This window comes from Kocuria coralli, assembly GCF_008831305.1.
In the GTDB taxonomy this organism is placed as follows: domain Bacteria; phylum Actinomycetota; class Actinomycetes; order Actinomycetales; family Micrococcaceae; genus Kocuria; species Kocuria coralli.
Window position 1 is genome coordinate 1 of the sequence record NZ_ML708616.1, and the last position, 23,189, is coordinate 23,189.

Annotated in this window: 23 protein-coding genes and 1 pseudogene; 9 read left to right on the forward strand and 15 right to left on the reverse strand. The window is 68.3% G+C overall.

Going from position 1 to position 23,189, the window contains the following annotated elements; all coding sequences use genetic code 11:
• The 6 genes and pseudogenes from FCK90_RS07115 to FCK90_RS07140 form a co-directional block, all read right to left on the reverse strand.
• The coding region (locus FCK90_RS07115) for a hypothetical protein (RefSeq protein WP_220433302.1) at window positions 1–445 on the reverse strand (445 nt) is incomplete at its 3' end.
• Between the two features lie 140 nt (window positions 446–585).
• Window positions 586–1,128, reverse strand: a complete 543-nt coding sequence (locus FCK90_RS07120; RefSeq protein WP_246180067.1) for a hypothetical protein — start codon at window positions 1,126–1,128, stop codon at window positions 586–588.
• A 276-nt stretch (window positions 1,129–1,404) separates the two neighbouring features.
• The gene (locus FCK90_RS07125) at window positions 1,405–2,346 is read right to left on the reverse strand and encodes a TauD/TfdA dioxygenase family protein (RefSeq protein ID WP_158033618.1); all 942 of its coding nucleotides are present in this window, start codon (window positions 2,344–2,346) and stop codon (window positions 1,405–1,407) included.
• A 147-nt stretch (window positions 2,347–2,493) separates the two neighbouring features.
• Entirely contained in the window at window positions 2,494–3,330 is an 837-nt protein-coding gene (locus FCK90_RS07130; protein WP_158033619.1) for an ABC transporter permease, read from the reverse strand.
• Window positions 3,327–4,188 (reverse strand): annotated as a pseudogene (locus FCK90_RS07135) (ABC transporter ATP-binding protein). The gene FCK90_RS07130 and the pseudogene FCK90_RS07135 overlap by 4 nt, the downstream one beginning before the upstream one ends.
• Window positions 4,185–5,282 carry an ABC transporter substrate-binding protein gene (locus FCK90_RS07140; RefSeq protein WP_158033620.1) on the reverse strand — a complete coding sequence of 366 codons (1,098 nt, stop codon included), beginning with the start codon at window positions 5,280–5,282 and terminating at the stop codon, window positions 4,185–4,187. Before FCK90_RS07140 ends, FCK90_RS07135 begins: the two are co-directional and overlap by 4 nt.
• Before the next feature lie 374 nt (window positions 5,283–5,656).
• Between FCK90_RS07140 and FCK90_RS07145 the strand changes: the two genes are divergently transcribed.
• The 5 genes from FCK90_RS07145 to FCK90_RS07165 all read left to right on the forward strand — a co-directional run bounded on the left by FCK90_RS07145 (window position 5,657) and on the right by FCK90_RS07165 (window position 11,153).
• Entirely contained in the window at window positions 5,657–6,400 is a 744-nt protein-coding gene (locus FCK90_RS07145) for a CDP-alcohol phosphatidyltransferase family protein (protein ID WP_158033621.1), read from the forward strand.
• Window positions 6,400–7,419: a phosphatidate cytidylyltransferase gene (locus FCK90_RS07150; RefSeq protein ID WP_158033622.1), complete on the forward strand. Its 1,020-nt coding sequence runs from the start codon at window positions 6,400–6,402 to the stop codon at window positions 7,417–7,419. Before FCK90_RS07145 ends, FCK90_RS07150 begins: the two co-directional genes overlap by 1 nt.
• A 139-nt stretch (window positions 7,420–7,558) precedes the next feature.
• On the forward strand, window positions 7,559–8,458 hold the full coding sequence (locus FCK90_RS07155) for a MerR family transcriptional regulator (protein WP_158033623.1): 900 nt from the start codon (window positions 7,559–7,561) through the stop codon (window positions 8,456–8,458).
• Window positions 8,455–9,441: an ABC transporter ATP-binding protein gene (locus FCK90_RS07160; RefSeq protein WP_158033624.1), complete on the forward strand. Its 987-nt coding sequence runs from the start codon at window positions 8,455–8,457 to the stop codon at window positions 9,439–9,441. The genes FCK90_RS07155 and FCK90_RS07160 overlap by 4 nt, the downstream gene beginning before the upstream one ends.
• Window positions 9,438–11,153: an ABC transporter permease gene (locus tag FCK90_RS07165; protein WP_158033625.1), complete on the forward strand. Its 1,716-nt coding sequence runs from the start codon at window positions 9,438–9,440 to the stop codon at window positions 11,151–11,153. The genes FCK90_RS07160 and FCK90_RS07165 overlap by 4 nt, the downstream gene beginning before the upstream one ends.
• A gap of 129 nt (window positions 11,154–11,282) precedes the next feature.
• Here the strand turns inward: FCK90_RS07165 and FCK90_RS07170 are convergent, their stop codons facing one another.
• Window positions 11,283–12,257 carry an arsenic resistance protein gene (locus FCK90_RS07170; protein ID WP_246180068.1) on the reverse strand — a complete coding sequence of 325 codons (975 nt, stop codon included), beginning with the start codon at window positions 12,255–12,257 and terminating at the stop codon, window positions 11,283–11,285.
• A gap of 213 nt (window positions 12,258–12,470) precedes the next feature.
• Between FCK90_RS07170 and FCK90_RS07175 the strand changes: the two genes are divergently transcribed.
• The gene (locus FCK90_RS07175; RefSeq protein WP_158033627.1) at window positions 12,471–12,776 is read left to right on the forward strand and encodes a GNAT family N-acetyltransferase; all 306 of its coding nucleotides are present in this window, start codon (window positions 12,471–12,473) and stop codon (window positions 12,774–12,776) included.
• Window positions 12,777–12,786: 10 nt separating this feature from the next.
• Window positions 12,787–13,809: a pirin family protein gene (locus FCK90_RS07180; RefSeq protein ID WP_181954230.1), complete on the forward strand. Its 1,023-nt coding sequence runs from the start codon at window positions 12,787–12,789 to the stop codon at window positions 13,807–13,809.
• A 22-nt stretch (window positions 13,810–13,831) separates the two neighbouring features.
• On the opposite strand, the gene FCK90_RS07185 is transcribed toward FCK90_RS07180, so the two are convergent.
• On the reverse strand, window positions 13,832–14,773 hold the full coding sequence (locus FCK90_RS07185; RefSeq protein WP_181954231.1) for a sigma-70 family RNA polymerase sigma factor: 942 nt from the start codon (window positions 14,771–14,773) through the stop codon (window positions 13,832–13,834).
• Window positions 14,770–15,201, reverse strand: coding sequence for a carboxymuconolactone decarboxylase family protein (locus FCK90_RS07190; RefSeq protein ID WP_246180069.1), 432 nt, complete (start codon window positions 15,199–15,201; stop codon window positions 14,770–14,772). Before FCK90_RS07190 ends, FCK90_RS07185 begins: the two co-directional genes overlap by 4 nt.
• Before the next feature lie 430 nt (window positions 15,202–15,631).
• Between FCK90_RS07190 and FCK90_RS07195 the strand changes: the two genes are divergently transcribed.
• Window positions 15,632–15,901: a DUF1540 domain-containing protein gene (locus tag FCK90_RS07195; protein ID WP_158033630.1), complete on the forward strand. Its 270-nt coding sequence runs from the start codon at window positions 15,632–15,634 to the stop codon at window positions 15,899–15,901.
• A gap of 208 nt (window positions 15,902–16,109) precedes the next feature.
• Here the strand turns inward: FCK90_RS07195 and FCK90_RS07200 are convergent, their stop codons facing one another.
• Window positions 16,110–16,976, reverse strand: coding sequence for a hypothetical protein (locus tag FCK90_RS07200; RefSeq protein ID WP_158033631.1), 867 nt, complete (start codon window positions 16,974–16,976; stop codon window positions 16,110–16,112).
• Between the two features lie 241 nt (window positions 16,977–17,217).
• On the opposite strand from FCK90_RS07200, the gene FCK90_RS07205 reads away from it, so the two are divergent.
• Window positions 17,218–17,775, forward strand: a complete 558-nt coding sequence (locus tag FCK90_RS07205; RefSeq protein WP_181954232.1) for a methylated-DNA--[protein]-cysteine S-methyltransferase — start codon at window positions 17,218–17,220, stop codon at window positions 17,773–17,775.
• Window positions 17,776–17,789: 14 nt separating this feature from the next.
• On the opposite strand, the gene FCK90_RS07210 is transcribed toward FCK90_RS07205, so the two are convergent.
• The 5 genes from FCK90_RS07210 to FCK90_RS07230 all read right to left on the reverse strand — a co-directional run bounded on the left by FCK90_RS07210 (window position 17,790) and on the right by FCK90_RS07230 (window position 23,150).
• Entirely contained in the window at window positions 17,790–18,647 is an 858-nt protein-coding gene (locus FCK90_RS07210; RefSeq protein ID WP_158033633.1) for a PhzF family phenazine biosynthesis protein, read from the reverse strand.
• 844 nt (window positions 18,648–19,491) lie between these two features.
• On the reverse strand, window positions 19,492–20,385 hold the full coding sequence (locus FCK90_RS07215; RefSeq protein WP_158033634.1) for a DMT family transporter: 894 nt from the start codon (window positions 20,383–20,385) through the stop codon (window positions 19,492–19,494).
• Window positions 20,382–20,951, reverse strand: a complete 570-nt coding sequence (locus tag FCK90_RS07220; RefSeq protein ID WP_158033635.1) for a TetR/AcrR family transcriptional regulator — start codon at window positions 20,949–20,951, stop codon at window positions 20,382–20,384. Before FCK90_RS07220 ends, FCK90_RS07215 begins: the two co-directional genes overlap by 4 nt.
• Before the next feature lie 108 nt (window positions 20,952–21,059).
• The gene (locus tag FCK90_RS07225; RefSeq protein ID WP_158033636.1) at window positions 21,060–22,130 is read right to left on the reverse strand and encodes a Gfo/Idh/MocA family protein; all 1,071 of its coding nucleotides are present in this window, start codon (window positions 22,128–22,130) and stop codon (window positions 21,060–21,062) included.
• 84 nt (window positions 22,131–22,214) lie between these two features.
• On the reverse strand, window positions 22,215–23,150 hold the full coding sequence (locus FCK90_RS07230; protein ID WP_246180070.1) for an alpha/beta hydrolase: 936 nt from the start codon (window positions 23,148–23,150) through the stop codon (window positions 22,215–22,217).
• Window positions 23,151–23,189 lie beyond the last annotated feature (39 nt).

Here is a 23,189-nt window from a genome sequence, read left to right on the forward strand (position 1 = left end):
TTTCTGCGGCCACATCACCGGCCACCACACCCGCTTCACCGTGCACCACCGCTGCGGCAGCCCACGGCCCAGCTTGAGCCAGGTACTCGGGCAGGCTCTCACCCCGGCGTGCCAACGCCGCCTCGTACAGGTCTGCGGTCAACCGCAGCAGCCGGCCCCTGGCGGCGGCCTCCACCCGGGCCGCCGCCTGAATACCCGCCACCAGCTGCTGGGCAGTCTCCCCATCCAGGAACGACAGCTCCGAGGGTTGCTGGGCCGCGTCAGTGCCACTGGTCCTGGCAGCGCCGGTCAGGGGTTTGTCGTGGCCACCGGCACCGTCGTGACCACAGGCACCGGCAGTGTCACCGGCGGGGGTGTGCGCGGGGCCCTGCCCCAGGCCGGAAGGAACCCCGTTCCCCTCAGCGTCTTCGAAGGGCCCGAACCCCTTCTGACCTGCCCCGTTCATGCTCCCAGCCTCCCACGAGGGTCAGACAACACAAGCCCGAAAACAACCCCCAACAAGCCCCCGAAGAGAATTTCCTTTAAGAAATTCTTATACGCATGAAGAGGTCAGTAGCGGTTCCCCGTGAATAGCTAGCCCAGGAATCATTCGCGTCCGACGGAGCGGAAGAACCACGAGTAGAACATCGCCCAGGCGGTGAAGAACACGATGCGTTCGGCCGCCTCCGGGGTCACTCCTGGTATTCGCGTGACCCCGCGACCGGGCGCCGAGAGTCCTGTCCGTCGGGCGGCCGCGGCGATCCCGCCGACAGCGGCAGTCACCATGACGAAACGCGTCATTCTCGCCGGTACGGACCAGAGCAGGAAAGCGGGCAGGGAGAGGTCCTGCACCCCTGCGGAGCGGGCGTACAGCTTGTAGGGCGTACCCGTGAACGGCCCGATCATCAGGGCGGGAAGCCCGTGTTCGGCCAGCTGCCGGTCGACCTTCTCCACCATGGCCGGGCTGATCGCAGGGATCCGGGCGGCCAGTTCGGCCGATCGGGCCTCCGGCATGGACGACGCCCACCGGTACGTCACTGCTCCGCCCAGCAGGGCACCGGCTGTGGCCGTCGCCGTCGCCGCCAATCCACGACGACGGCGGCCCAGCGCCAGGTACGAGGTCCAGAAATCCGGGACGACGAAGAACACCGTGGCCTCGGCGATTCCCCACGCAAATGCGACACCGTGGTCGCGAAACCGATGGGCCCGACCGCCGGGGGGATGAGCGAGTCTGTGCCGGGTGCGACCTAAGGACCTGGGGTGCTTCCGACGACGGTTCATTCCCCGAGTCTCGCAGGCGCACGAGTCTCGGGGCCAGGGCCGGCCTGAGATTGTCTGCCCCGACCCCGGGACTCGCCTATTCGCGCTCCTCCGCGACACGACGGGGATGAATCGCGAGACGACAGGGGTGACCCACGGACGGACTCAGGCGCCGATGACCGGAGAATAGGTGCTCGCATCGCCCTCGAGGGACTGCGACGGCTCGCCCTTGACGTTGACCGGGATGTCACCGGCCACGGTGACCCGCCTCATGAGCCTGGGGAGGCGGTCGTAGTTGTCGACGGCGTAGTGCTGGGTGATCCGGTTGTCGAAGACCAGCAGGTCGCCGGGACGCCACGTGTGGGTGAAGACGAACTCGGGTCGCTCGATATGGGCCTGGAAGGTCCGCAGCAGATCCACGGATTCGTTGGGGGAGACGCCGAGGATCTTCAGCCGCTGCGCAAAGGCCCCGATGAACAGGCCCTTCTCCCCGGTCCGGGGATGCACCCGCACCACGGGGTGCACCGTCTGGAACCGCGTCGATTCGAACTCCGCACGGTAGTCGGAGTTGTCCAGATCGGAACGGTACTGCGGCCGGATGTAGTCGGACTCGTTGGTGTGCAGCGCCCACAGGGTCTCGGCGAAGCGCTGCAGCTCCTCCGGGAGATGCCGGAAAGCGGCCCCCGCGTTGGCCACCAGCGTCTGCCCGCCGTATGGCGGCAGCGTGACGGGGCGCAGCGTCGACAGCTGCGGGGGATTCACCACGAACGTCACGTCCGTGTGCCACTGGTTGGCCACGGACTCCTCGGAGTTCACGGTCAGCACCTCGCGCTGGCCGGTCCTGGAAGCGACGGTGGGGTGGGCCGCCGTCAGCGGGCCGAACTGGCCCGCGAAAGCTGACTGCGTTGCCTCATCGGCGATCCCCGAGTCCCGGAAGACGACTGCCTTGTGCTCGTCGAGCAGGCGACGGATCGTCTCGACCGTGGGTGCGTCCAGCGGCTGGGAGAGGTCGAGTCCCCGGACTTCGGCGCCGATGTTGGCGGTGAGCTTGGTGGCCCCCAGGTCGATCGCCTGGGCGGAAGCGGGTGCGTTGGTGATGGTGGTCATGGTTGCTCCTGAATGGATGGTCGAGGTGGGGAATCCACCGGTCGGTCGGGGGCGGCCGTTACAGACCGCGCTGGATACGGGTGCCAGGAAGGCCGGGCAGCCGTGGGTCCGAGGGGGCGGACGACGCCGCACAGGACAGTGCATGGTTCACCTCTCGCCGTCCTGCCACCGGGAGAAGTGCCGCTCCACCCGCAGCAGCCCGGCGTTGACGAGCAGCCCCAGGAGGGAGATCGTGACGAGTCCGGCGTACATGTCCGGGATCAGGAAGCTGTTCTGCGCGGAGGTGATCAGGAAGCCCAGTCCGGCTTGGGCACCCACCATCTCGGCGGCGATCAGCACCAGGATCGATGCCGCTCCGGCCATGCGGATCCCCGTGAAGGTCGTGGGGACCGCCGCCGGGAGCACGATGTGCCGGAACATCTGCACCTGGGAGAGCCCCAGCGATCGCCCGGCCCGGATCAGGAGCGGGTCCACGGACCGCACTCCGGCGATGGTGTTCAGCAGTACGGGGAAGAACGCCGCGAAGATCACGATCGAGACCTTGGACAGTTCCCCGATCCCCAGCAGCAGGGTGAAGACGGGCAGCAATGCCAGGGCGGCCGTATTGCGGAAGATCTCCAAAAGGGGGTTCAGCGCTTCGGCGACCGGGCGGTACCACCCGATCACGAGGCCCAGGGCCACTCCGGCGACCGTGGCGATCGCGAAGCCGATGAGCGACCGGAGCAGGCTCGCCTGGAAATGCTGCCAGATCACGCCGTCGAGCAGCATGGACCACCAAGCGCCGACGACCACGTGGAACTGCGGCAGGAATACCCGCCCGCTCGGGCTCATCAGCAGTGGCCCGAACTCCCACAGGAGCAGGAAGGCGACGATGGGCAGGCCGCCCCTGAGCAGGCTGCGGCCGGTCTGCGCATGCCGGGCGGGCTGGAGAGCCGGGATGTCCTTGCTCTCCGGCCGGTCGGTCACGGGGGAGGTGGCCGTCATCGCGCACCCCCATGGGTGGCAGCTCCGCCGTGCAGCAGGCTCCACACCTGGTGACGGGCGTCGATGAAGGAACTCGTCGAGCGCAGGTCCTGGTCGGGATCGGTGTGGTCCAGGTGGACCGGGATCTCCGCCTTGATGCGTCCCGGCCTCGTGTCCAGGACGACGACGCGCTGTCCCAGCACCACGGCCTCCTCGATCGAGTGCGTGATGAACACGATCGTGGTGCCGGTGCGCCGCCAGATCTCGAGCAGCTCCACCTGCAGCCGCTCACGGGTCTGCGCATCGAGCGCCCCGAAGGGCTCGTCCATGAGGAGCACGTCCGGCCGGTAGGCCAGGGACCGGGCGATGGCCACCCGCTGTTTCATTCCCCCTGACAGCTCATGCGGATAGCGGTGCTCGAAACCGGTCAGGCCCACGAGATCCAGGTATTCGAGGGCCTTCTGCCGGGCGTCGCGGCGCCGGTGCCTCATGGACTCCAGGCCGAAGGCCACGTTGTCCAGGGCGGTGCGCCACGGCAGCAGGGCGTACTGCTGGAACACGATGCCGCGATCGCGGCCAGGGCCGTGGACCTCGGCGTCGTCGATCAGTACCCGCCCCGAGGTCGGCCGGGGACAGCCCGCCCAGCAGGTCCAGCAGCGTGGACTTGCCCGAGCCGGATGGACCCACCAGGGTGACGAACTCGCCGTCGTCGATCCTGAGATTGATATCGGAGAGCGCCACGAGGGGGCGGGCCTCATGGCTCTGGTCGGTGCGGACGCGGAAGGTCTGGGTGACGTGCTCCAGGCGGATCTTCGCGGTGTCTTGTCCTCTTCCCGGCAGGGTCCCGGGGTGACGCGTGGCGGACAGGGCGAGGTTCATGATGGCGCTCCTGACAATGAGGTCGCCGGGGCCGGGGTGATGGCTGCGGCGGTGTCGTTCCGGATGTAGTCGTTGGTGTAGTAGTCGCCGGGGGTCACGGGCCCGTCCACGATCCGGGTGGCGTTGAGCCATGGCTCCCAGCGTGTGAAGTCCGTATCGGACATCAAGCCCCCTGAGCCCAGGCCCGGGCCCTTGTAGTGGGTCAGGGGCTCGGTCTTCTCGTTGCGGTCCCTGCGGGCGACGAACGACTGCAGGCGGTCGATCACCTCATCGCGAGGGCGGTCCGCAGCCCAGCGGATGGCCCTGTCCATCCCGGTGGCCACGATCGTGGTGGCTTCCGGGTTCGCCTCGGCCCAGGACCGGCGCACGGCCGATTCCCCCGCGGCGAAGTGCCCGAACAGGTCCGTGTCCCGCATGACCTCCCGGATCCCGCCCTGGGTGAGGGCGACGTCCTGGGCGATGCCGGAGAGGCATCCGCAGTCGATGTGCCCGCGGAGGATGTTCTGAGCGATGTCATTGGGAGGCACTGCCACGAGGGTCACGGAGGCGATCTCCTCCTCGCTCAGCCCTCCGGTACGCAGCCAGGTGGAGACGTAGGCCTCGGCATGAGCGCCCAGGGCGTTCATGGCGACGGTCTTGCCGATCAGGTCCCGCTGCGTGTGGATCTCGCGATCCTCCCCGGTCATCAGAGCGTCGAACCGCGTGGCGTCCGATCCGTACTCGAGGCTGATGGCCTGGATGTCGGCGCCGGCCTCAGCGAGCTTGATGACCGCGCCCGTGAACGCGTATCCGATGTCGGAGGACGCGGTGGCCACGGCCTGGATGTCCTGGGGTCCGCTGGTCGTGGAGCCCACCCCTTGCAGGCTCACCCCGTCCAGGTAACCCAGATCTTCGGCCAGCTCCACATGGAGGACCGAGCTGGGCCAGCCCGGATAGCGCACGATCGTGGACCCGTCGGCCGCCAGGGGAGCGGTCGCCTGCCCGGCCGATGCACAAGACGTCACCATTCCCCCGGCGGCCATGGCCAGGGCGGACTCCAGAAGGCTGCGTCGGGTGGGCAGACGGCGTACCCGCTGCGCGGGATCGTGCACCATGGGGATTCGTTCTCCTCGGACCGATGGACGGATGGACGGTGGCGGGAGGCCTGGGCTCCCACTTGCTGCGGCTCATCGGGCGACGACGTGGTCGCCGCGAAGCCATCTGGGGAAGACCTCGGGGATGTAAAACCTACTCATCCGGTAGGAATTATGGGATATCGGCGTCACGGGGCGTCACGGGCTGTCAAAGACGGTCATACGGGTGGGGCTCGAAGGCTCCCCGGGTGTACTTTCCGCCGCTTCACATAGAGGCATGTGCGGGATGCGATGCACGGCAATGATTTGCAATCGCTATTCTTGGATTGTCCCGTGAGTCCCTCCCACGGGTGACGACCACCGGCCGGTCCACGGACCAGAGAGAAGGACGGACCATGAGCGAGCGCAGCTCGTCCAGCACCGACGACGAACGCACGATGCGACGCGTGGTCCCGCAGCGCACCACGGGCTGGGCGCGGCGCACCGCACGCGGACTGCAGAAGCTGCACCTGACCCCCAACATGATCTCCGTGGCCTCCGTCGTCATCGCCGCCATCGGATGCGCGGCTCTGATCGCTGCGGGAAGCGCTGACGACGCCGTGCCCCGCGCCCTCCTCCTGCTCCTCGCCGCGCTCTGCGCGCCTCTGCGCCTGCTGGCCAACATGCTCGACGGGATGCTCGCCGTGGAGGGCGGGATGAGCTCACCGGTGGGGGACCTCTACAACGAACTCCCCGACCGCCTGTCCGACCTGCTGTTCCTGGCGGGCGCCGGATACGCGGCCACGCAGGTTCCCGGTGGGATCGCCATCGGCTGGATCGCAGCGTCGCTGGCGGTGCTCACGGCCTACGTGCGCTCGCTGGGGGCGGCGCAGGGGCTGTCCAACCATTTCGAGGGGCCCATGTCCAAGCCCCGGCGGATGTGGGTGCTGGTGCTCGGCTGCCTGCTGTCGATCGCCGAGCCCTTCACCACCGCTCCTCTCGGGCTGCCCCTGGGCAGTTCCCTGGTGCTGGCGCTGGCGGTCATCGCTCTGGGGTCCCTGGCCACGGTGGTCGTCCGGCTGAAGTGCATCGCCCGTGATCTGGAGAACGCCGCGCTGACGGCCGGTGGCCAGCACCACCAGCCTCCCGGGGCGCCGTGATGTCCTGGCTCGCGGAGGTCTTCGAGGGCACCACGCGGATCGGCCTCGTCGGTGGTCAGGCCGCTTGGCTGCTGGCCGGCGCGCTCGTCGTGCTGCTGGCGGCCACCGTGGTCGTGGAGCTGATCAGTGCATCGGTTCTCAAGGACAAAGCCTCGTTCCGGTCCGAACTGCGCCAGCGCACCTGGGCCTGGTGGATCATGATCGGCGCTCTGGGGCTGACGCTGCTGGTGGGGGAGACCGCCGTCGTCGTGCTCTTCGCGGTGCTGTCGCTGGTCGGCCTGCGCGAGATGGCGGCGCTGCTCCCGGATCGACGACGGGACCGGCACACGCTCCTCTGGCTGGCCGTGATCACCCCGCTGCACTACTGGTTCCTGTGGGAGCACTGGTACGGGATGTTCGCCGTCTTCATCCCCGTGTACGCGTTCCTCTTCCTGCCCGCGGTGGCCGCCCTGCAGGGTCGCACGCGCAACTTCATGTACCGGGCCGCGAGCGTGCAGTGGGCGCTCATGGTGTGCGTCTACGCGGTGTCCTATGTACCGGCGCTCCTGCAGCTGCCCGCGGTCGTGGAGCTCGGACGGGTGGAGGCGGAAGGCTCCCCGCCCGGCTCCGGCGGTTCTCAGGGGGCTGCGCTCATGCTGTTCCTGGTGATCGTGGTGCAGGGCTCCGACGTGCTGCAGTACGTGTGGGGCAAGACCCTCGGCAGGCATCCCGTGGCTCCGTCCGTGAGTCCGAACAAGACCTGGGAAGGGCTGATCGGCGGCGTGCTCACCGCCACCGCACTCGGCGCCGCCCTGTGGTGGGCCACCCCGTTCGCGCCCTGGCAGGCCGCGGTGCTCGCCTTCGTCTCCTGCGTCATGGGGTTCCTGGGCGGGCTGGTGATGAGCTCGATCAAACGAGATCGCGGGGTCAAGGACTTCGGGTCGGCGATCCCCGGCCATGGCGGGATCATGGACCGATTCGATTCCCTGGTCTTCGCGGCGCCGGTGTTCTTCCACCTGGTGCGGTTCTTTTTCACCTGAGTTCGCGCCGTCTGGGCGTCGTCCGGGCGACGTCCGGGCGCCGGGTCCTGATGCCCGGACCTTCAGATGCCCAGGCCCTGCGGAAACAAGTGCCTGCGGTTCTTGACTGTGACGTAACGTCACGGCCCACGATGAACCCATGAAGATCAAGGACGCGGCGGAGCTGACGGGAACCACCGTCCGCACCATCCGCTGGTATCACCAGGAAGGGCTCGTCCCCGTTCCTCCCGTGCACGCCGGCCGACGGGACTACAGCCTGGAACATGTGGCGCGGGTCCTCCGGGTCCGCTGGCTTGCCCAGGCGGGCCTGAGCCTTGGCGCCATCCGCGACCTCCTCGTGGAGGAGCCTCCCGACGAGGACGACGGGACACCCACGTCCGGTCCGGAGTTGCCGGGGGCGATCCACGATCTGTATGCGACGCTCGAGCACATCGACGGCGCCATCGAGCACCTTCACGGCCAGCGCGAACGCGTGCTGCACCTGATCGACTCCGCCGAATCCGGGCGCGGACTCTCGTCCATCCCCCGGGAGATCTCGGAGATCTACGAACGCCTGGAACGAGCCGTCCCGCATGACGCCCACATCCAGCGGGTGCTGCGCCGCGAGCGGCGCATGGCGGAGATGCTCTGCCAGCGCGGGCTGATCAAGGGCGACGTGATCGATGCCTTCTCCATGGACGAAGAGGCCGTCGAGCAGTGCGTCGACTTCCTCGTGCGCTTCGCCGGCATCACCGAAGTCCCGGAAGACCAGGCGGAGGAGACCATGACCGTCCTGGCCGACGACATGCTCGCCTGGTGCCTCAGGCACCGCGAGCTCGTGGAGCTCTACCTGACCGTCATACCCGGCTGGTCCACGCCGGGCATCCGTTCCGTGGTCCTGAGGCTGCTGATGCTCGAGTACCGCGATCCGCGCCAGCGTGAGCTGATCCGCCGCACCCTCGACGGGCTCAACCACCTGATCGACCGGGGAGCCTTCGAGCAGGGAACTCCTGCCATCCACCCGTACCTTGCCGCCCATTCCGCAGGAGACCCCTCATGAGCCACGTCGCAGGCAGGCCCGTCGCATCCCGGGAGCCCGAGGCCGAACCGCACGGCGATCCGGCCGCGGCTGAGGCTCCCGTCCAGGTACGGGGCCTGGTCAAGAAGTTCGGTACGTTCCACGCTCTCGACGGTGTGGACCTGACCGTCGAGAGGGGAACCGTCCACGGTTTCCTCGGCCCCAACGGCGCCGGCAAGTCCACCGCCATCCGCGTGCTCCTGGGCCTGTACCGCGCCAGTTCGGGCACCGTCCGCGTGCTGGGCATGGACCCCGGTCGCCGGCCCTCCGAGGTCACCCGGAACGTCTCCTACATCCCCGGCGATACCGCCCTGTGGCCCAACCTCACCGGCCGTCAGGTCCTGGACGTGCTGGCCGGGCTGCGGGGCCGCAGGGACGCGGCCCGCGAGGAGGAGCTCATGGAGCGCTTCTCGCTGGACCCCACCAAGAAGGTCCGCTCCTACTCGACCGGCAACCGCAAGAAGGTCATGCTCGTGGCAGCCTTCGCCGCGCCCACGGACCTTCTGATCCTGGACGAGCCCACCTCCGGCCTCGACCCCCTCATGGAGCAGATCTTCCAGGACTGCGTCGAGGAGGCCTCCGCCGCAGGTCGTACCGTCCTGCTCTCCTCCCACATCCTCAGCGAGGTGGAGCGCCTCTGCACGGACGTCACGATCATCAAGGACGGCGTCGTGGTCGAATCCGGCTCCCTGGCCCGTCTCCAGCACCTGGCGGCCGTGGAGGTCACCGTCCACGACGACGACGAAACCCTGGCCCGCCTGGCCGCCGACCTGGCCGGCAGCGGGATCGACACCAGACTCGCCCCCGGGGAATCGCCCCGCGGAGCGCTCGACTTCCCGGTCGATCGCGCTCGCCTGCCCGTGGTCCTGGCCAAGGTCGCCGTCGCCGGCAGTACCGACGTCAGGGTGGCCTCGGCGTCGCTGGAGGACCTGTTCCTGCGCCACTACGAGGTGGATGCGCGATGACCGGCTTGTGGCCCGCGACGCGCCTGATGTTCAGGCGGCACCGTGTCGCATTGATCGCTTGGGCGCTCTCGCTCCTGCTGCTGGTGGCGATCACCGTGCCCTCGTATCAGCAGACCTACCCCGGGCTGTCCGAACGCGCGCCCCTGGTGGCGCAGATGCAGAACACGGACGGGACGCGACTGCTCTACGGCATCCTGCATGATCCGGGCACCCTGGGGCAGTTGTTCACCTGGGAGGTCGGGGCTTATGTGGTGGTCCTGACCTGCGTCATGGCCCTGCTGCTGGCGGTCTCCACCACACGGGGCGAAGAGGACGCCGGGACCCTCGAACTCGTCCGAGCCTCCGGGGTGAAGCCCATGGCGCCGCTGGTGGCGGCCATGATCCTGGTGTTCACGGCGTGCCTGCTGGTCGGCGGGGGCTCGTCGGCAGTCCTGATCGTCCAGATGCTCTGGGCCGAGGACCTGGCAGCCGACGAACTCACTCTCGTCGGCGCGGTGGGCTTCGGCGCGCTGACCACCCTGGCCGGCTTCACGGTGGGCCTTGTGGCCATGGTCCTCGCTCAGCTGCGCGGCGAGGCCCGCGGAGCTCGTTCCTGGGCCTTCATCTTCGTGGGCGTCACGTTCCTGATGCGTGTCATGGCGGACGAGGCGATCTCCAACAGCGACTGGCCGCAGTGGCTCAAGGCCCTGAACTGGTTCTCCCCGTTCGGGTGGAAGGAAGTGGTCTCCCCCTACACGCACGACCGCACCTGGGCCCTGGCGGTCTTCGCGGGCGCGTGTCTCGCGCTCATCGCCTGCGTGGCCGCCCTCTACACCCGGCGGGAGTACTCGGAGTCCATCCTCCCGGACCGTTCCACCTCCACGCGCGGAATGCGGGTGCGTTCCGTGGAGTCGTGGAGCTGGGCGGCCGGACGTTCGCACGTGGCCGGCTGGGCCGTGGCCGTGCTGCTCATCGCTGCGCTGTTCGGATCCATGACCGGAGGGCTGGTGCAGACACTGCGGGAGAGCGAGCCCACGCGGCAGCTTCTGGAGCAGATGTCCGCCTCGTCCGCTGCGAGTGGTGCGCCCGGCGTCGACGCGGGTGACCTCGCCGCGGCCGCGGACACCCTGGCGCCCGAGAACCTCCTGGCCCAGTTCTACGAGTTCCTGGGGCTCTACGTGGCGATCCTGGTCGCGGTGTTCGCCATCTCCGCCGTCCTGAGGTGGCGAGGCGAGGAGAAGGCCGGGTACCTCGACCTGGAGCTCACCGCCGGCACGAAACGGTGGCGTTCGTTGCTGGCCCGGTGCACCCTGTCCGCGGTCTGCTCGGTCGTGCTGCTGGCTGCTTCCGCAGCACTCATGGGCTGGCTGGGAGAGATGCAGATGGCCGGGGAGGTCGGCGCCGGTGAGGCCTTCCGCCAGTCCATGACCGCGACCTTCGGGCAGGTGCCCGCCGTCCTGGCGGGCGTCGGCGTGGTGGCCGTGCTGATCGCGGTCGTCCCGCGCTGGTCCGGGGCGATCTGGGCGGTTGTGGCGGTGGCTGCGTCCATCCAGACCTTCGGGGGGCTGGTGAACCCGCCGCAGTGGGTGCTGGACCTGAGCCTCTACGCCTGGGCCCCGGCCCTCGGCGATGACTGGCCCTGGGCGCAGATGATCCTGCTGACGGCGATCGGCGTACTCGGCGTCGTAGGGGCCGCTGCGTCAGTCGGCAGGCGCGACGTGACAACGGGCTGACCCCCTTCCCCCTCTCCGCCGAGTGTCCGATTGGGTACCGGAAATCGCGAAAAATCGGTATGCAATCGGACACTCGGCGGAGAGGGGCGGAGAGGGGCGGAGAGGGGCGGGGAGTAGAGGCGGGGAGGGTTAGCGTGTCGGTATCGCTAATGGGACTACGCGGAGCAGGATCACCATGGCCACCAGCTCGACCAGCGTCTGGGTCAAGACCACCAGCGGTGCCAGATCGTAGCGTTCCGGCAGGGCGAGGGCGAAGGGCAGCACCACCAGGGAGTTGCGGGCGACGGCGCTGAACACGACGGCGCGCCCCGTCGCCGTCGGCAGACGGGTGGCCCGCACGGTCACCGCCGCGATCGCCGTCATGACGACGACGAAGGCCACGAACACCGGAACCGTCCGGATCAGCTCGCCCGCCCGGGAACCGACTGCATGAACCTGGGACGCTGTGACGACGACCAGCACGAGCATGAGGGCGGGCACCATCAGCCCCTGCCCGGCTGCCTGGACCCGCGCCACGGCACGGGAGCGGGAGGCGCCCGTCTGCACCGCCGCGGCCGCCGCCAGAGGCAGCAGCAGGAGCAGGAACAGCGCCTCCACGAAGGGGCCATGATCCACGTCGACCACCAGGCCCGGACCGCCGATCAGGAGCAGCAACGGGGCCAGGAGCACCATCTGGGCGACCATCAGGACGGGGGAGGCCGCCGTCATACGCGCCCCGTCTCCGCCGGCCAGGCCGGTGAAGACGATGACCCAGTCGATGCAGGGCACCAGGAGGACCAGCAGCACACCCACCAACAGGGCGGGCTGATCAGCCAGGGGGCGCGTCAGGACCCACACCACCAGCGGAACCGCCACGAAGTTCAAGGCCAGCAGGATGCCCAGGAACCTCACGTCGCGGAAGCCGCGGGCCAGATGCGTCAGCGGAATCGCCAGGAACGTGCTCCACAGCATGATCGCGATGGCCGGGTTGATCGCCGCTTCCATCAGCGGTGCGGCAGCCGGCAGCGTCAGGCCGAGCAGGACGCCGGCCCCCATGGCCGCGAGATAGAGGGCCACCTGGTGCTTCTCGAGCCATTGCACCGTCCGGTGCGCCGTGGCGGTCAACTGGACTCCGTCCTTCTCGTTGCACTGGCCTTCTCGCTGCACTGGGTTCCGTTGCCGGGATCGGAGGCCATGGGCGGCGGACCCATCGCGGCAGGGCAATCGTGACATGAGAAGCGCCATGGAATGAACCGCTGACCCGCAGCGTTTATGTGACATGTCCCTGACTACCGGCCGGTGGCCGGGGGAACGAACGGTCCGATAGGTGTGGAAGCAATGACGCAAAACCCGGAGATCTCCCTGCAGCACAATGCAGAGCGCAACGCGATCGAGTTGTTCGACGGTGACCAGAAGATCGGCGAAGTCGACTACCTCGAAGCGCATACCCCCGACGGCGCAGCGGCCTGGAACATGGTGCACACCGGTGTGCGACCGCAGCACCGCAACCGGGGCCTGGCCTCCCAGCTCGTCCGCTTCGCCATGGAGACCGCACGGGAGCACGATCGGAAGGTGATCCCCTCGTGCCCGTACATCCAGGTGTGGCTGCGCAAGAACCCCGACTATCAAGATCTGACCAGCTGAGGCGGAGACCGTGAGCAACACTGAGCCCACGCCGCTGGAGACCCTCTGCGAATCGGAGGGAGGCTCCGAGATCCAGATCCTTCCGCCGCGCCTGGTGCCCCTGGGCGGACCCCGCGGGATGACGGTACGCCGGACGCTGCCGCAGCGCCGTCGCTCGCTGGTGGGGGCATGGTGCTTCCTGGACAGCTACGGCCCGGACGACATCTCCGCGACCAACGGCATGAACGTGCCCCGGCACCCTCACACCGGCCTAGCCACCGTCTCCTGGCTGTACACCGGGGAGATCGACCACCTGGATTCCGCAGGCAACAGCGCGCGTGTGCGTCCCGGTGAGATGAACCTGATGCTGGCCGGGCGCGGCATCACCCATCAGGAGTTCTCCGCCCCGCAGACCACCGTGCTGCACGGCGCCCAGCTCTGGTACGCCTTGCCCGACTCGACCCGGGAGATGGAGCACGAGTTCATCCACTACGTCCCCGAAGCGGTCGTCGGCGATGGATGGCGACTGAGCGTCTTCCTGGGGTCGCTGGCGGGGTCGAGCTCTCCCGTGGAGACCCGCACACCCCCGCTGCTGGGCGCCGAACTGATCATGGAACCGGGTGCCTCCATCGACCTGACCCTCGATCCCGCTTTCGAACACGCCCTTCTGGTGGACCGCGGCGCGCCCGTGGCCGACGGGGTCGCGCTGCCCAAGGATCACCTCGCGTACTTCGCGCCGCAACGCGGCGAGCTGAGGGTGGTGGCCACCGACGATGACGGCGCCGTCAGGATCCTCCTGCTGGGCGGTGAGCCGCTGGGCGAGCAGATCGTGATGTGGTGGAACTTCATCGGCCGTTCCCACGAAGAGGTCGAGGCCTACCGGGCGATCTATCAGCACGAGATCGGCCTCGAGGAGGCGCCCGCCCCCGGGCAGCTGCAAGCCGCCGGACTTCCCGCGGGCGATGCTCCCCGTTTCGGGCCCTATCCGGCCGGGCAGCCGGCACCTCTGCCCGCTCCGGTCCTGCCGAACGCCAGGCTGCGCTCGCGAGGGTGAGAGCGCCGGGAGAGCGGTGCCATCACGCCGGGCCCCGCACGCCCGTCAGTTTGGCCGGATTGCTCTGCGCGAAGACGGTGGTGACCAAGCCCTCCCGGTTCATCTGGAGGACGAATACCCGGGTTTCATCGCCGATCAGCGCGCGGTAGCCCGGGGCATCGTTCACCTCGATCGTCTCGATGCGGACCGTTTTCCCGTCGGCGGAGCGCCGGGATTTCTCCGCGACGCCGACGAGGAACCGGACCACATGATCTGCCCCCATGACAGGTCGCAGCGCTGCCTTCGTGCGGCCACCGCCGTCGGTGATCAGCACCGCGTCCGCGCTGACCAGAGCTATCGCATCGGCGACCCGCCCTTCGAGAATGGCCGAGACCAGGCGATCCATGGTCGTCCTCTGCTCCTTCGCGGGTAGGTGCGGGGGAAGCTCGCCGAGCTTGAGCTGGGCCCGGTGCCTCAGCTGCCGGCAGGCGGCGGGAGTGCGCCCGACCATCTCGGCGATCTCCGGGTAGTTGTAACCGAAGGCGTTCCGGAGCACATAGATCGCACGTTCGTCCGGAGTCAGCCGTTCCATCAAGTGCATCATCGCCATCGTCAGGGTCTCGCGCTGCTCGGTGCTCTCCTCCGGTAGCAACGAAGGGTCCACCGGATCCGGCAGCCATGGTCCGATGTAGTCCTCGCGACGTCGTGTTGCGGTTCGCCACAGATCGAGGCTGATACGCGTGGCTACGGTTGTCAGCCACGCCGCTGGTTCACGAACCGAATCCGGCCGGGAGGTATGCCATCGCATCCAGGTCCGCGAGGCCACGTCTTCGGCATCGCTCCAGCTGCCCAGCATCCGATATGCGACTCCGAGGACCCGAGTGTTCAGCGTCGCGTATTGCTCCGGGCTGAGATCAAGTGGGCGCCCCACGGAGAGGGTCGTGCCGTCATCCAGTACTTGTTTCTCTGCCGGGTGGTCGTTCACAGGTCGGCGGCCTCGAGTCCGGTGGATATCGCGATCCTGTTCCACACGTTGATGGTGCAGATCGCGATGATCAGGTGTCCAGTACCTTTCTCGCCCCATTGCTCCACCGCGGCGTTCCAGACGGTGTCGCTGACTCCGCTTTCACCGAGTCTGGTGACCTCATCGGTGAGCGCCAAGGCGGCCTCCTCCGCGGGCGACCACACGTCGAGTGCGCGCCAGTCCGAACGCAACGCCTCGATCCTGTTCTCTGCTTCGCCTTGCGCGAGCGCATCGCGGACATGCATCGCCGAGCAGTACCCGCATCCGTTGAGAGCAGAGGCCCGGATCTTGACCAATTCGTATGTACGCCGGTCGTTGCTGCGGCGCGCGTACCCCTCCAATGCGAGCACCGGAGCGTACCCGAGGGGGATTACCTTCTGCAGGATCATCCGTGGCATTGATCGCGTCCTTTCGGTGTGGGCGGACGGCACGGGACGTGCCGAGCTGTAGGTACCGCCTCACCTTGTCTGACGCCGCTGAAGGCCGGAATGTGACATCGGCGATCGCGCCGTGTGCCGCCGCTGGCGCCGGTGTCCTCTCGGGGCCACCCGTTACCAAATCTATTTCGGTACGCGCCCTTGCGCTTATTCACACGGCGTCATGCCGGTGAGGTAAAAGCCCTTGCCAGAGCCATATTCGATAAATAAGCAACGTGATATTGACCTAATCATTGTAAGGCCTTCCTTGCTTGTGCTAACCCGGGGTGCTTCCTAATCTTGAGGTACGCGGTTGAAGGAAAGTTGAAGGAAAACCGCCCCGACAGACCAAGCTGAACGGGATGCGCTGGGCGTTCCGAGGCTTCGAGAAGAGGAGACCGAAATGCCTACCGTCACCGACGTCAAGACCTGCACCGTTACCGCCTGCGCCTACAACAACGATGGCTGCACCGCCGAGGCCGTGACCATCACCGATCACGGCTGCGCCACCTTCATCTCGCTGGATGCCCGTGGTGGCCTGCCCACCGCCGGTGCGCACGTCGGCGCCTGCCAGCGCGCCAACTGCAAGTTCAACGAGGACCTGATGTGCACCGCGTCGGCCATCACCGTGGGAGAGTCCACGGCTGACTGCCTGTCCTTCGAGGCTCGCTGATCCACGAGTCCGAACAGGCGCACAATCCCGCGGCCGCCCGTCGAAAGGCCGCGTGGATTGACGAGAGCCCCCGCACATCACTGCCAGGCGTGGGCGGGGGCTCTCGCTATCAGGTTGATCAGGGCCAGGATCCTTACAACCTGATGGGGAGAAGATGGCTTGTGGCTCGCTGCTCCGCCCGTGGAGTGGCGAGCCACAGTCATGCCGTCTAGGCGGTGCCCGCCACCAGCTCGCGCACTCCGTTGACGAGATCGTCGACCGAGCGGGCTGGCCGCATCAAAGGCACCACAACTGTTTCGCGCTTGGGGCCTTCGGCCACCAAGAACGAAAGATCGCGGTCGGTTACCGCTACCGGGTAGGCGCGCCCCGTGGCGCAGTGCGCGCCACCCGGCGCGTCTGGGAACGCGGCGGTCACCGTTGACGCCGCGCGAAGTGCAGGGATGATTTCGGTCAGATAGGTGCCCCACTCGGAGCGCAGCGCCTCGATGGCGTCCAGTTCATCCGAGGGGGAGGGCCATGCGGCGCGAGGCTTGAGGGCCTCGTTGTCCAGGGCGTGCGATCCGTGAACGTGATGGATGGTCATGCGCAGCGGCTCCACGCGCCACAGCTGAGCGCCCGGCCAGCAGGCCAAGGTGCGGGCGACAGAGGACGGCAGCGGGCCTTCGGCCAGGAGGGCCAGCTCTTCGTCCTCCGAGCACCGGGTGAGCATGGCGTGCCCGGTGAGCTCTGCGGTGTTCATCCGGATGTCCGGCAGCGGAGCGTCCGCGGAGATGGTCATCGCCACCCGCTGCGGGCGCCCGGGCTGCATCTCCGGCCACTCGTCGTGGCCGGGGGCGGCCACCAGGTACCGGCTTCCGTCCGCTGCGGCGCCGTGGAGCGCCGTATCCAGGGTGTAGCCCTGAGTTCCGTCATGACATACGATGACGACGCTGCCCGCCCCGTTCAGCAACCGCGCCGCCGTATCGGTGGCGTTGACGTCCAGGTGGCAGGGGGTGGTGCCGTGGGCGTTGCCTGATGATGCGTGGCTGTTGGCGGTGCTGGTCCGAGTGCTCGCGCGTTCGCTCGAGGCGGTCATTCGGGTCTCCAGGTCTCTCGTGGACGTTGGTCGTGCTCGCGGGGGCGTGCCTTCCTGCGCTGCTTCTGCAACAACAAGTGAGGCGAACCTAACCTAAGCCGGGAGGGGGGCGTCAACCCCTATGACAAATTAGGTCATAAAGTTATGTGCTAATTAGGTGCCTCATTCGGTCTGGCGGAGCGCGTTCCTTCCGCCCGGGGGGCCTGCCGACATCCCGGTGCGGCGTGACACCATGGCTGTCATGCGCACTCCCGACCACCCGGCTTCGGCCTGGGCCGAGACTCCTGTCGGGGAGATGCTGATCGTCACCACACGTCACGGGGTCCTGCGCACCCGCTTCTCCGCGCCGGATGGCAGCGACGCCCCGGACGAGGACGCATTGCTGGAGGAGCTGGCTGGGTACCTCGGCGAGCCGCCGGAGCAGGAGTCCCCAGGGCTGACGTGGCTCGTCCAGCAGGTGCAGGAGTGGTTCGACGGCGGTCGGCTGGAGTTCGAGGTCGGCATCGACCTGGGGATGTGCAACGACTTCCAGCGTGACGTCTACCGGGTGATCGCCGAGATCCCGTTCGGGGAGACGATGAGCTACGGCGAGGTGGCGGCGATGGCCGGGTCCCCGCGTGCTGCCCGCGCCGTGGGGACGGCATGCCGCGATATCCCCGTGTCCCTCTTCCTGCCCGTCCACCGGGTGATCCGGGCGGACGGGACGACCGGAGAGTCCCCCAACTCGCCCTGCATGCGCAGGACCCTGCTCGCGCACGAGCGCGCCGTGCTGGGGTATGGGCCTTCGCCCTGGAAATGAGCACCCGATCCGGACTAGAAGTGCGCTACCCCGTGAATCGCCACGGATGTCTGGCCGCCCACCCAGATCTGCTCGCCGTCGCTGCGCACGCTCACGCGTCCTGCCCGGCCCAGCACGGTGCCCTGAGCGGCCAGGTACTCCTCGGGGGCCAGCCCCGCCGGGATGAGCCACGTGGCGAACCCCGCGTTCAGGCTCCCGGTCACGGGATCCTCGCGGACGCTGCCGCCCATGGAGATCAGGGCGCGGACTTCGACGTCGGGTGATCCGGGAGCCCGCCTGGCCGGATCATGGGCACCGAGCAGCCCGATGCGCAGGTCGTGGCGGGCGAACGACTCCGGATCGGGAACCACGTCCAGGACCGCCCGGGCATCGCGAAGGACCAGGCCCAGCCAGCCGGGGCCGTTGTCCACCCAATGAGAGGCCTCGATCTGCCCGGGCTTGAGGTTGAGCACCTCCATGGCGCGGGCGAGAGTGTCCGAGTCCGCCTCGCCCGACCGGATCAGGGGTGGTGCGGCGAAGGCGAGGCCGTCGTCGTCCAGGAGGATCGTGATCAGCCCCGCCTCGCATTCCTGCACCACCTGTCCCGGCGTGCGCGGCACGCCGCCTGCCTCGAGCCAGGCGCGGGCGGATCCCAGCGTGGGGTGGCCGGCGAAGGGGAGCTCCTCGTCCGGGGTGAAGATCCGCAGCCGGTAGTCGGCGTTCTCCGTGGTCGGCGTCTGGAGAAAGGTGGTCTCCGAGAGGTTGGTCCAGTTCGCGAAGCGAGCCATCTGCTCGTCAGTGATGCGATCGGCGTCGTGGACCACGGCCACCGGGTTACCGCGGTGGGGGCTGGAGGAGAAGACGTCTACCTGGGAGAACTCGTGTACGGCCATGGCACGATTCTTCCTCTCGGGATGCCGGTGCGCTGTCTCATCTCCCCGGGGTGTTTGTGGTTGGCTTGGAGCGAACTTCGAAAGACCGGTGAAAGTGCGGGGGGATTCATGAGGCGGGCGGCCGATGCACCATCCACCCGTGCCGTCGATCCCATCGCCCTCCTGCTGATGTTCGCTTGCTTGGCGGGTGTGACTCTGCAGGCGGTGCAGCCGATCAACGAGGAGAAGCTGTTCTTCCTGCGGTATTTCACGTGCCTGTCCGCCTTGATCTGCGCGCTCGGCTGCCTGGTCTTCCGTCGTTCGGCGGCCGGTGCGTTCCTGTACCTGACCGGGGTCGTGGGAGTGTTCTGCTCGGGCCTGGGCTGGTGGCTGATGATCGTCGCGGACTTTCCCATGGTCCCCCGTAGCGTGATGGAGCAGGCGAGCATCTACTCGCTGCACGTCCTGGTGCCCTGCGGTGCTCTCGCGCACGTGCTGTTCGGCATGATCCCCTGCAAGCTGCCGGCCGGGGCGTCCATCGCGACGCTGCTGATGCCGGTCGCCTACGGCGCCCTGACCCTGCTGGCGCAGATCTACCTCTCGGCGCAGGCGCCGTACGGGTTCCTGGATGTCCGGGTCCTGGACATCGCCGGTGTCCTGGAGCTCGCGGTCACGTTCTGCGTGACCTGGTTGCTCCTGACCATCGGTGTGGTCCGGGTCCAGATGGTGCGCCGTCGCTGGCTGGAGAGCGGGCTCGAGGAGATCTCTGCACGCTCCTATGGCTGCTCTGGCGTTCCGGACACGGATAAATGCAATCTCCGGGCGGTTTCCTGCACTTTTCCGTGTTCAAAGCGCCAGTCAGTGCTCACGAGGTCCGGCGGCCCGTGGCCAGCACCCCCAGGGCGAGCGCCAGAACGGCCAGGCCGGTCCATCCCAGGAGGGAGAGCCGCTCGCCGACCACGACGATCGCGAGCAGGGCGGCCACGGCGGGCTCGCTGAGCGTGATCGTGGTGGCCGTGCTGGGGCGTACTCGGGTCAGGCCCACGCCGAAGAGCAGATAACCGAGGAACATCGGGACGACGGCCATGTAGGCGCCCACCGCGAGGTTGCCCGGTGAGTCCAGGAGCGGACCGCCCGTGACCAGCAGCACCGGGAGCAGCATCAGCCCGCCCAGCCCGAAGACGGAGCCCATGGCGGAGCCGCGCGCAGCTCCCTGACCCAGCAGCCGGTGCACCGCCCAGGAGTAGAGGGCGTAGCTGGCTCCGGCCAGCAGGCCGAGCCCGATCCCCGCGAGCGTCTCGGCGGCCGAGGCACTGGGCTGCGCGGCCTTGGCCACGCACAGGAGCGTGCTGCCCGTGATGCCCAGTCCCGCGGCCGCGATCCATCGCGGGCTCAGTCGGCGCCGGTCCAGGAGCAGCTCCAGCACCCCGGAGGCCAAGGGAGCGCTGGCCAGCGAGACCACGGTGCCGATGGCCACGCCGGCCAGGTGCATCGAGCTGTAGAACGTCAGCGGGTAGACCACGACGGCGAAGGCTCCCACAGCCACCAGCCCCATGTTTCCGGACAGGACGGAGCGGTCCCGGCGCAGGGCCGGCAGCGCGATGAGCGCCTGCAGCAGCCCGCCGATCCCCATGGCCGCCGAGCCGATGGCGATGGGGCTCACCTCCGGAGCGAAGGTCGCCGCGGTGCCGGTGGTGCCCCACAGGACGGCCGTGATGAAGACAGCAAGGATGCCCGCCGTCGATCCGGCGGCGCTCACAGGGCGTCGACCAGCCCCTCGGCCAGCGCGCGGGCGTGCACGATGCGATCCTCGGTGCGTTCCAGGCCGGCCAGCGACATCGAGCCCTCCAGCAGGAACGCCATGTGCTCGGTCAGGGCCTCGGCCCGTGCGTCGTCGGTCATCTCGCGCAGCGCGGCGCGCAAGAGGGCCTGGACCTCCGTCTTGTGTCGCAGCACCGCTGCCCGTGCCGGATCGTCGGCGGTCAGCTCGCCCGCCGCGTTCAGCAGGCCGCAGCCGCGGAATCCCCTCTCGTAGTCGCCCTTGGCGTGGTCCAGGTAGGCGTCGAACACGGCCAGGACGCGATCGCGGGGGGTTGTGGCCGTGGCGGCCCGCAACCGATGCAGGTCCATCCATTCACGGTGGCGGACATCGATGTAGGCCTCGACCAGGGCGGACTTGCCGTCGAAGTTGTTGTAGAGGCTCATCTTCGCCACCCCCGCCTCGCCGATGACGGCATCGATCCCCGTGGCGGCGATGCCATCCGCGTAGAACCTGCGGGCAGCCGCAGCGAGGATGCGCTCGCGAGCCGGTGTTCGTGGTGCCATGGTGAGTTCCCCAGCCAGTGTCGACGACGTCGGGCATGGAGTAGTCGACCATAACTAGACAGATCTGTCTAGTTATGGCGTCTTACGGCAGGGAAGGGTGAGCAGAGGTCAAACGCCGCCCGCAGTCCGGCTCTCCTGGGCGGCCCATGGGTCGTCAGGGAACCGCACGCCGATGATCTGCCGCGTCCGGTCCAGCACGGCCAGGGTGTCCAGGGAGGCCTGCTGGTGGGCCCGGAGGGCGTCGTCGTCGCGCTGGCCTGCCGGGGCCGTTGCCAGGCGGGCGAATTCCGCCAGCTCGTAGCGCATGTTCTGCGGGGCGCCCGATCCGCCGCCCGCCCCGTCCACCACGATGGTTTCCGTGCTCCCGTTGGTCCCGCGGAGGACGAGCCGGCGGGGCGTGGTGATCGAATCGATCTCCAGGGTGGCCTGCTCTCCCTCGATGCCGCTCGGCGTCGCGGACGAGGTGATCTTCGAATAGTGCAGGCTGGCCGCGAAGCCCGCGGGGGAGTCGTAGCCGCACAGCACGGTCCCGGCGCCGTCGGCACCCGACCGAAGAATCGTGGCCTCAGCGTGGATTCGTGCCGGCTCGCCCCACAGGGCGGCCGCGGGGTGGGCGCAGTACGTCCCGATATCCATCAAGGCTCCCGCCGAGAGCCCTGGGTCGAAGATCGCAGGGGTCTCACCGGCCAGGAAGCGGTCGTACCGGCTCGAGTACTGGCACAGCCGGAACTCCGCCCGTCGGAGCGCCCCCAGGCCGGGCAGCAGCTCGCGGATCCGTGCGAAGCCAGGGTCATGCACGGAGCGCATGGCCTCCATCAGCACGACGTCGGAGCGGTGGGCCACCTCGAGCAGGTCGGCGAACTGGTCCCGGCGCGATGTCGCCGACTTCTCCACCAGCACGTGCTTGCCGGCGGCGAGCAGGGTCCGGGCTTGGGCGTGGTGGAGGGCATTGGGACTGGCCACGTAGACGGCGTCCACATCCCCGGCGCCGGCGAGGTCGTCGAGGTCCGTGACGACGCGCGCACGGTTGCCCGTGGCCTCCGCCGTCCGCTGGGTGAAGTCCTCTCCGCGGGAGACATCCCGGGACAGTGCAACGGTGTGCTCGACGCCGTCGACGTCACCGATGGCCTGGGCGAACGTGGCAGAGATCGAACTGGTTCCAATGGTCGCTATCCGCATGCCATCAGCCTACGGCGGGCACGAAGCCATGGACGAGGTGGAGCCCTCCCGGTTCCGGGAGGGCTCCATCGGTGAGGGGCGGGCTCAGAGATGCTCGCCGAAGAAGGGGATCACCTTCTCCAGGGCAGCGCCGGCGCCCTGGGGCTGGTCGTAGAGGTCGTAGTGGGAAACGCCCTCCAGGACGACCAGTTCCTTGTCCTGGGAAGCGGCCCGGCGGTAGATCTCGAAGCCATCGCGGTACGCGCCGAAACCACCGGGCTTGTCGCCGATCACGATCAGCGCCGGCTGGGTCAGCAGCACCTCGGCGAGGTGGAACGCGTCCCAGCCCAGGGCAGAGGCGCCGTGGGCGACGTCGAAGGTGGCCGGGCCGTTCGGGGCCTGACCGCGCGGGGTGCAGTAGTAGTCGTAGGCCTCGATGACGTCGATGTCGCCGATCTGCTCGGCAACCTCCGCCGAGGGCGGGAGGGCCGCGTTGAGTTCCGAGTCGGCCCCGGCGATCTCCGACGACCGCTGTGCCGCGGCCGCTTCCATCGCTGCGATCGGCCCGCCCTGGGCGATCGAGTTCTCCCGCACCATCCGGCCGTAGTTCACGCCGGTGATGGACACGACGGCCTTGAAACGACGCTCCGTCATCACCGCGTTGAGGGAATAGCCGCCGCCACCGCACACGCCGAGGACGCCGATGCGGTCGTCGTCGACGTAGGGGAGGGTGACCAGGTAGTCCACGACGCGCCGGAAGTCCTCGACCCGCTGGGCGGGATCCTCCAGGCGGCGGGGCGTGCCGCCGCTTTCGCCCTGGAAGCTGGCGTCGAAGGCGATGACGACGTAGCCCTCCTGGGCCAGACGGTCGGCGTAGATGTTGCCGGAGGTCTGCTCCTTGCAGCTTCCGATCGGGTGCGCGCTCACCACGGTGGGGTAGGTCTTGTCGCGATCGAAGGACGGCGGGAAATACAGATCCGCTGCGATGTCCCACTCCATGTCGGGGTTGCGGAACGTCACATGTTCGATGTTCTCTGCCACCAGTCGGCTCCCCTCATCGATGTCCGGCAGCGTCCGTAC

Excerpts from the sequence above, each read along its gene's own strand:
- FCK90_RS07130 (WP_158033619.1), bottom strand. The coding sequence starts at position 3,330 with ATGACGGCCACCTCCCCCGTGACCGACCGGCCGGAGAGCAAGGACATC.
- FCK90_RS07155 (WP_158033623.1), top strand. The coding sequence starts at position 7,559 with ATGAAGATCAAGGACGCGGCGGAGCTGACGGGAACCACCGTCCGCACC.
- FCK90_RS07205 (WP_181954232.1), top strand. The coding sequence starts at position 17,218 with ATGCGCACTCCCGACCACCCGGCTTCGGCCTGGGCCGAGACTCCTGTC.
- FCK90_RS07145 (WP_158033621.1), top strand. The coding sequence starts at position 5,657 with ATGAGCGAGCGCAGCTCGTCCAGCACCGACGACGAACGCACGATGCGA.
- FCK90_RS07140 (WP_158033620.1), bottom strand. The coding sequence starts at position 5,282 with ATGGTGCACGATCCCGCGCAGCGGGTACGCCGTCTGCCCACCCGACGC.
- FCK90_RS07175 (WP_158033627.1), top strand. The coding sequence starts at position 12,471 with ATGACGCAAAACCCGGAGATCTCCCTGCAGCACAATGCAGAGCGCAAC.
- FCK90_RS07195 (WP_158033630.1), top strand. The coding sequence starts at position 15,632 with ATGCCTACCGTCACCGACGTCAAGACCTGCACCGTTACCGCCTGCGCC.
- FCK90_RS07210 (WP_158033633.1), bottom strand. The coding sequence starts at position 18,647 with ATGGCCGTACACGAGTTCTCCCAGGTAGACGTCTTCTCCTCCAGCCCC.
- FCK90_RS07190 (WP_246180069.1), bottom strand. The coding sequence starts at position 15,201 with ATGATCCTGCAGAAGGTAATCCCCCTCGGGTACGCTCCGGTGCTCGCA.
- FCK90_RS07125 (WP_158033618.1), bottom strand. The coding sequence starts at position 2,346 with ATGACCACCATCACCAACGCACCCGCTTCCGCCCAGGCGATCGACCTG.
- FCK90_RS07150 (WP_158033622.1), top strand. The coding sequence starts at position 6,400 with ATGTCCTGGCTCGCGGAGGTCTTCGAGGGCACCACGCGGATCGGCCTC.
- FCK90_RS07225 (WP_158033636.1), bottom strand. The coding sequence starts at position 22,130 with ATGCGGATAGCGACCATTGGAACCAGTTCGATCTCTGCCACGTTCGCC.
- FCK90_RS07160 (WP_158033624.1), top strand. The coding sequence starts at position 8,455 with ATGAGCCACGTCGCAGGCAGGCCCGTCGCATCCCGGGAGCCCGAGGCC.
- FCK90_RS07165 (WP_158033625.1), top strand. The coding sequence starts at position 9,438 with ATGACCGGCTTGTGGCCCGCGACGCGCCTGATGTTCAGGCGGCACCGT.
- FCK90_RS07220 (WP_158033635.1), bottom strand. The coding sequence starts at position 20,951 with ATGGCACCACGAACACCGGCTCGCGAGCGCATCCTCGCTGCGGCTGCC.
- FCK90_RS07200 (WP_158033631.1), bottom strand. The coding sequence starts at position 16,976 with ATGACCGCCTCGAGCGAACGCGCGAGCACTCGGACCAGCACCGCCAAC.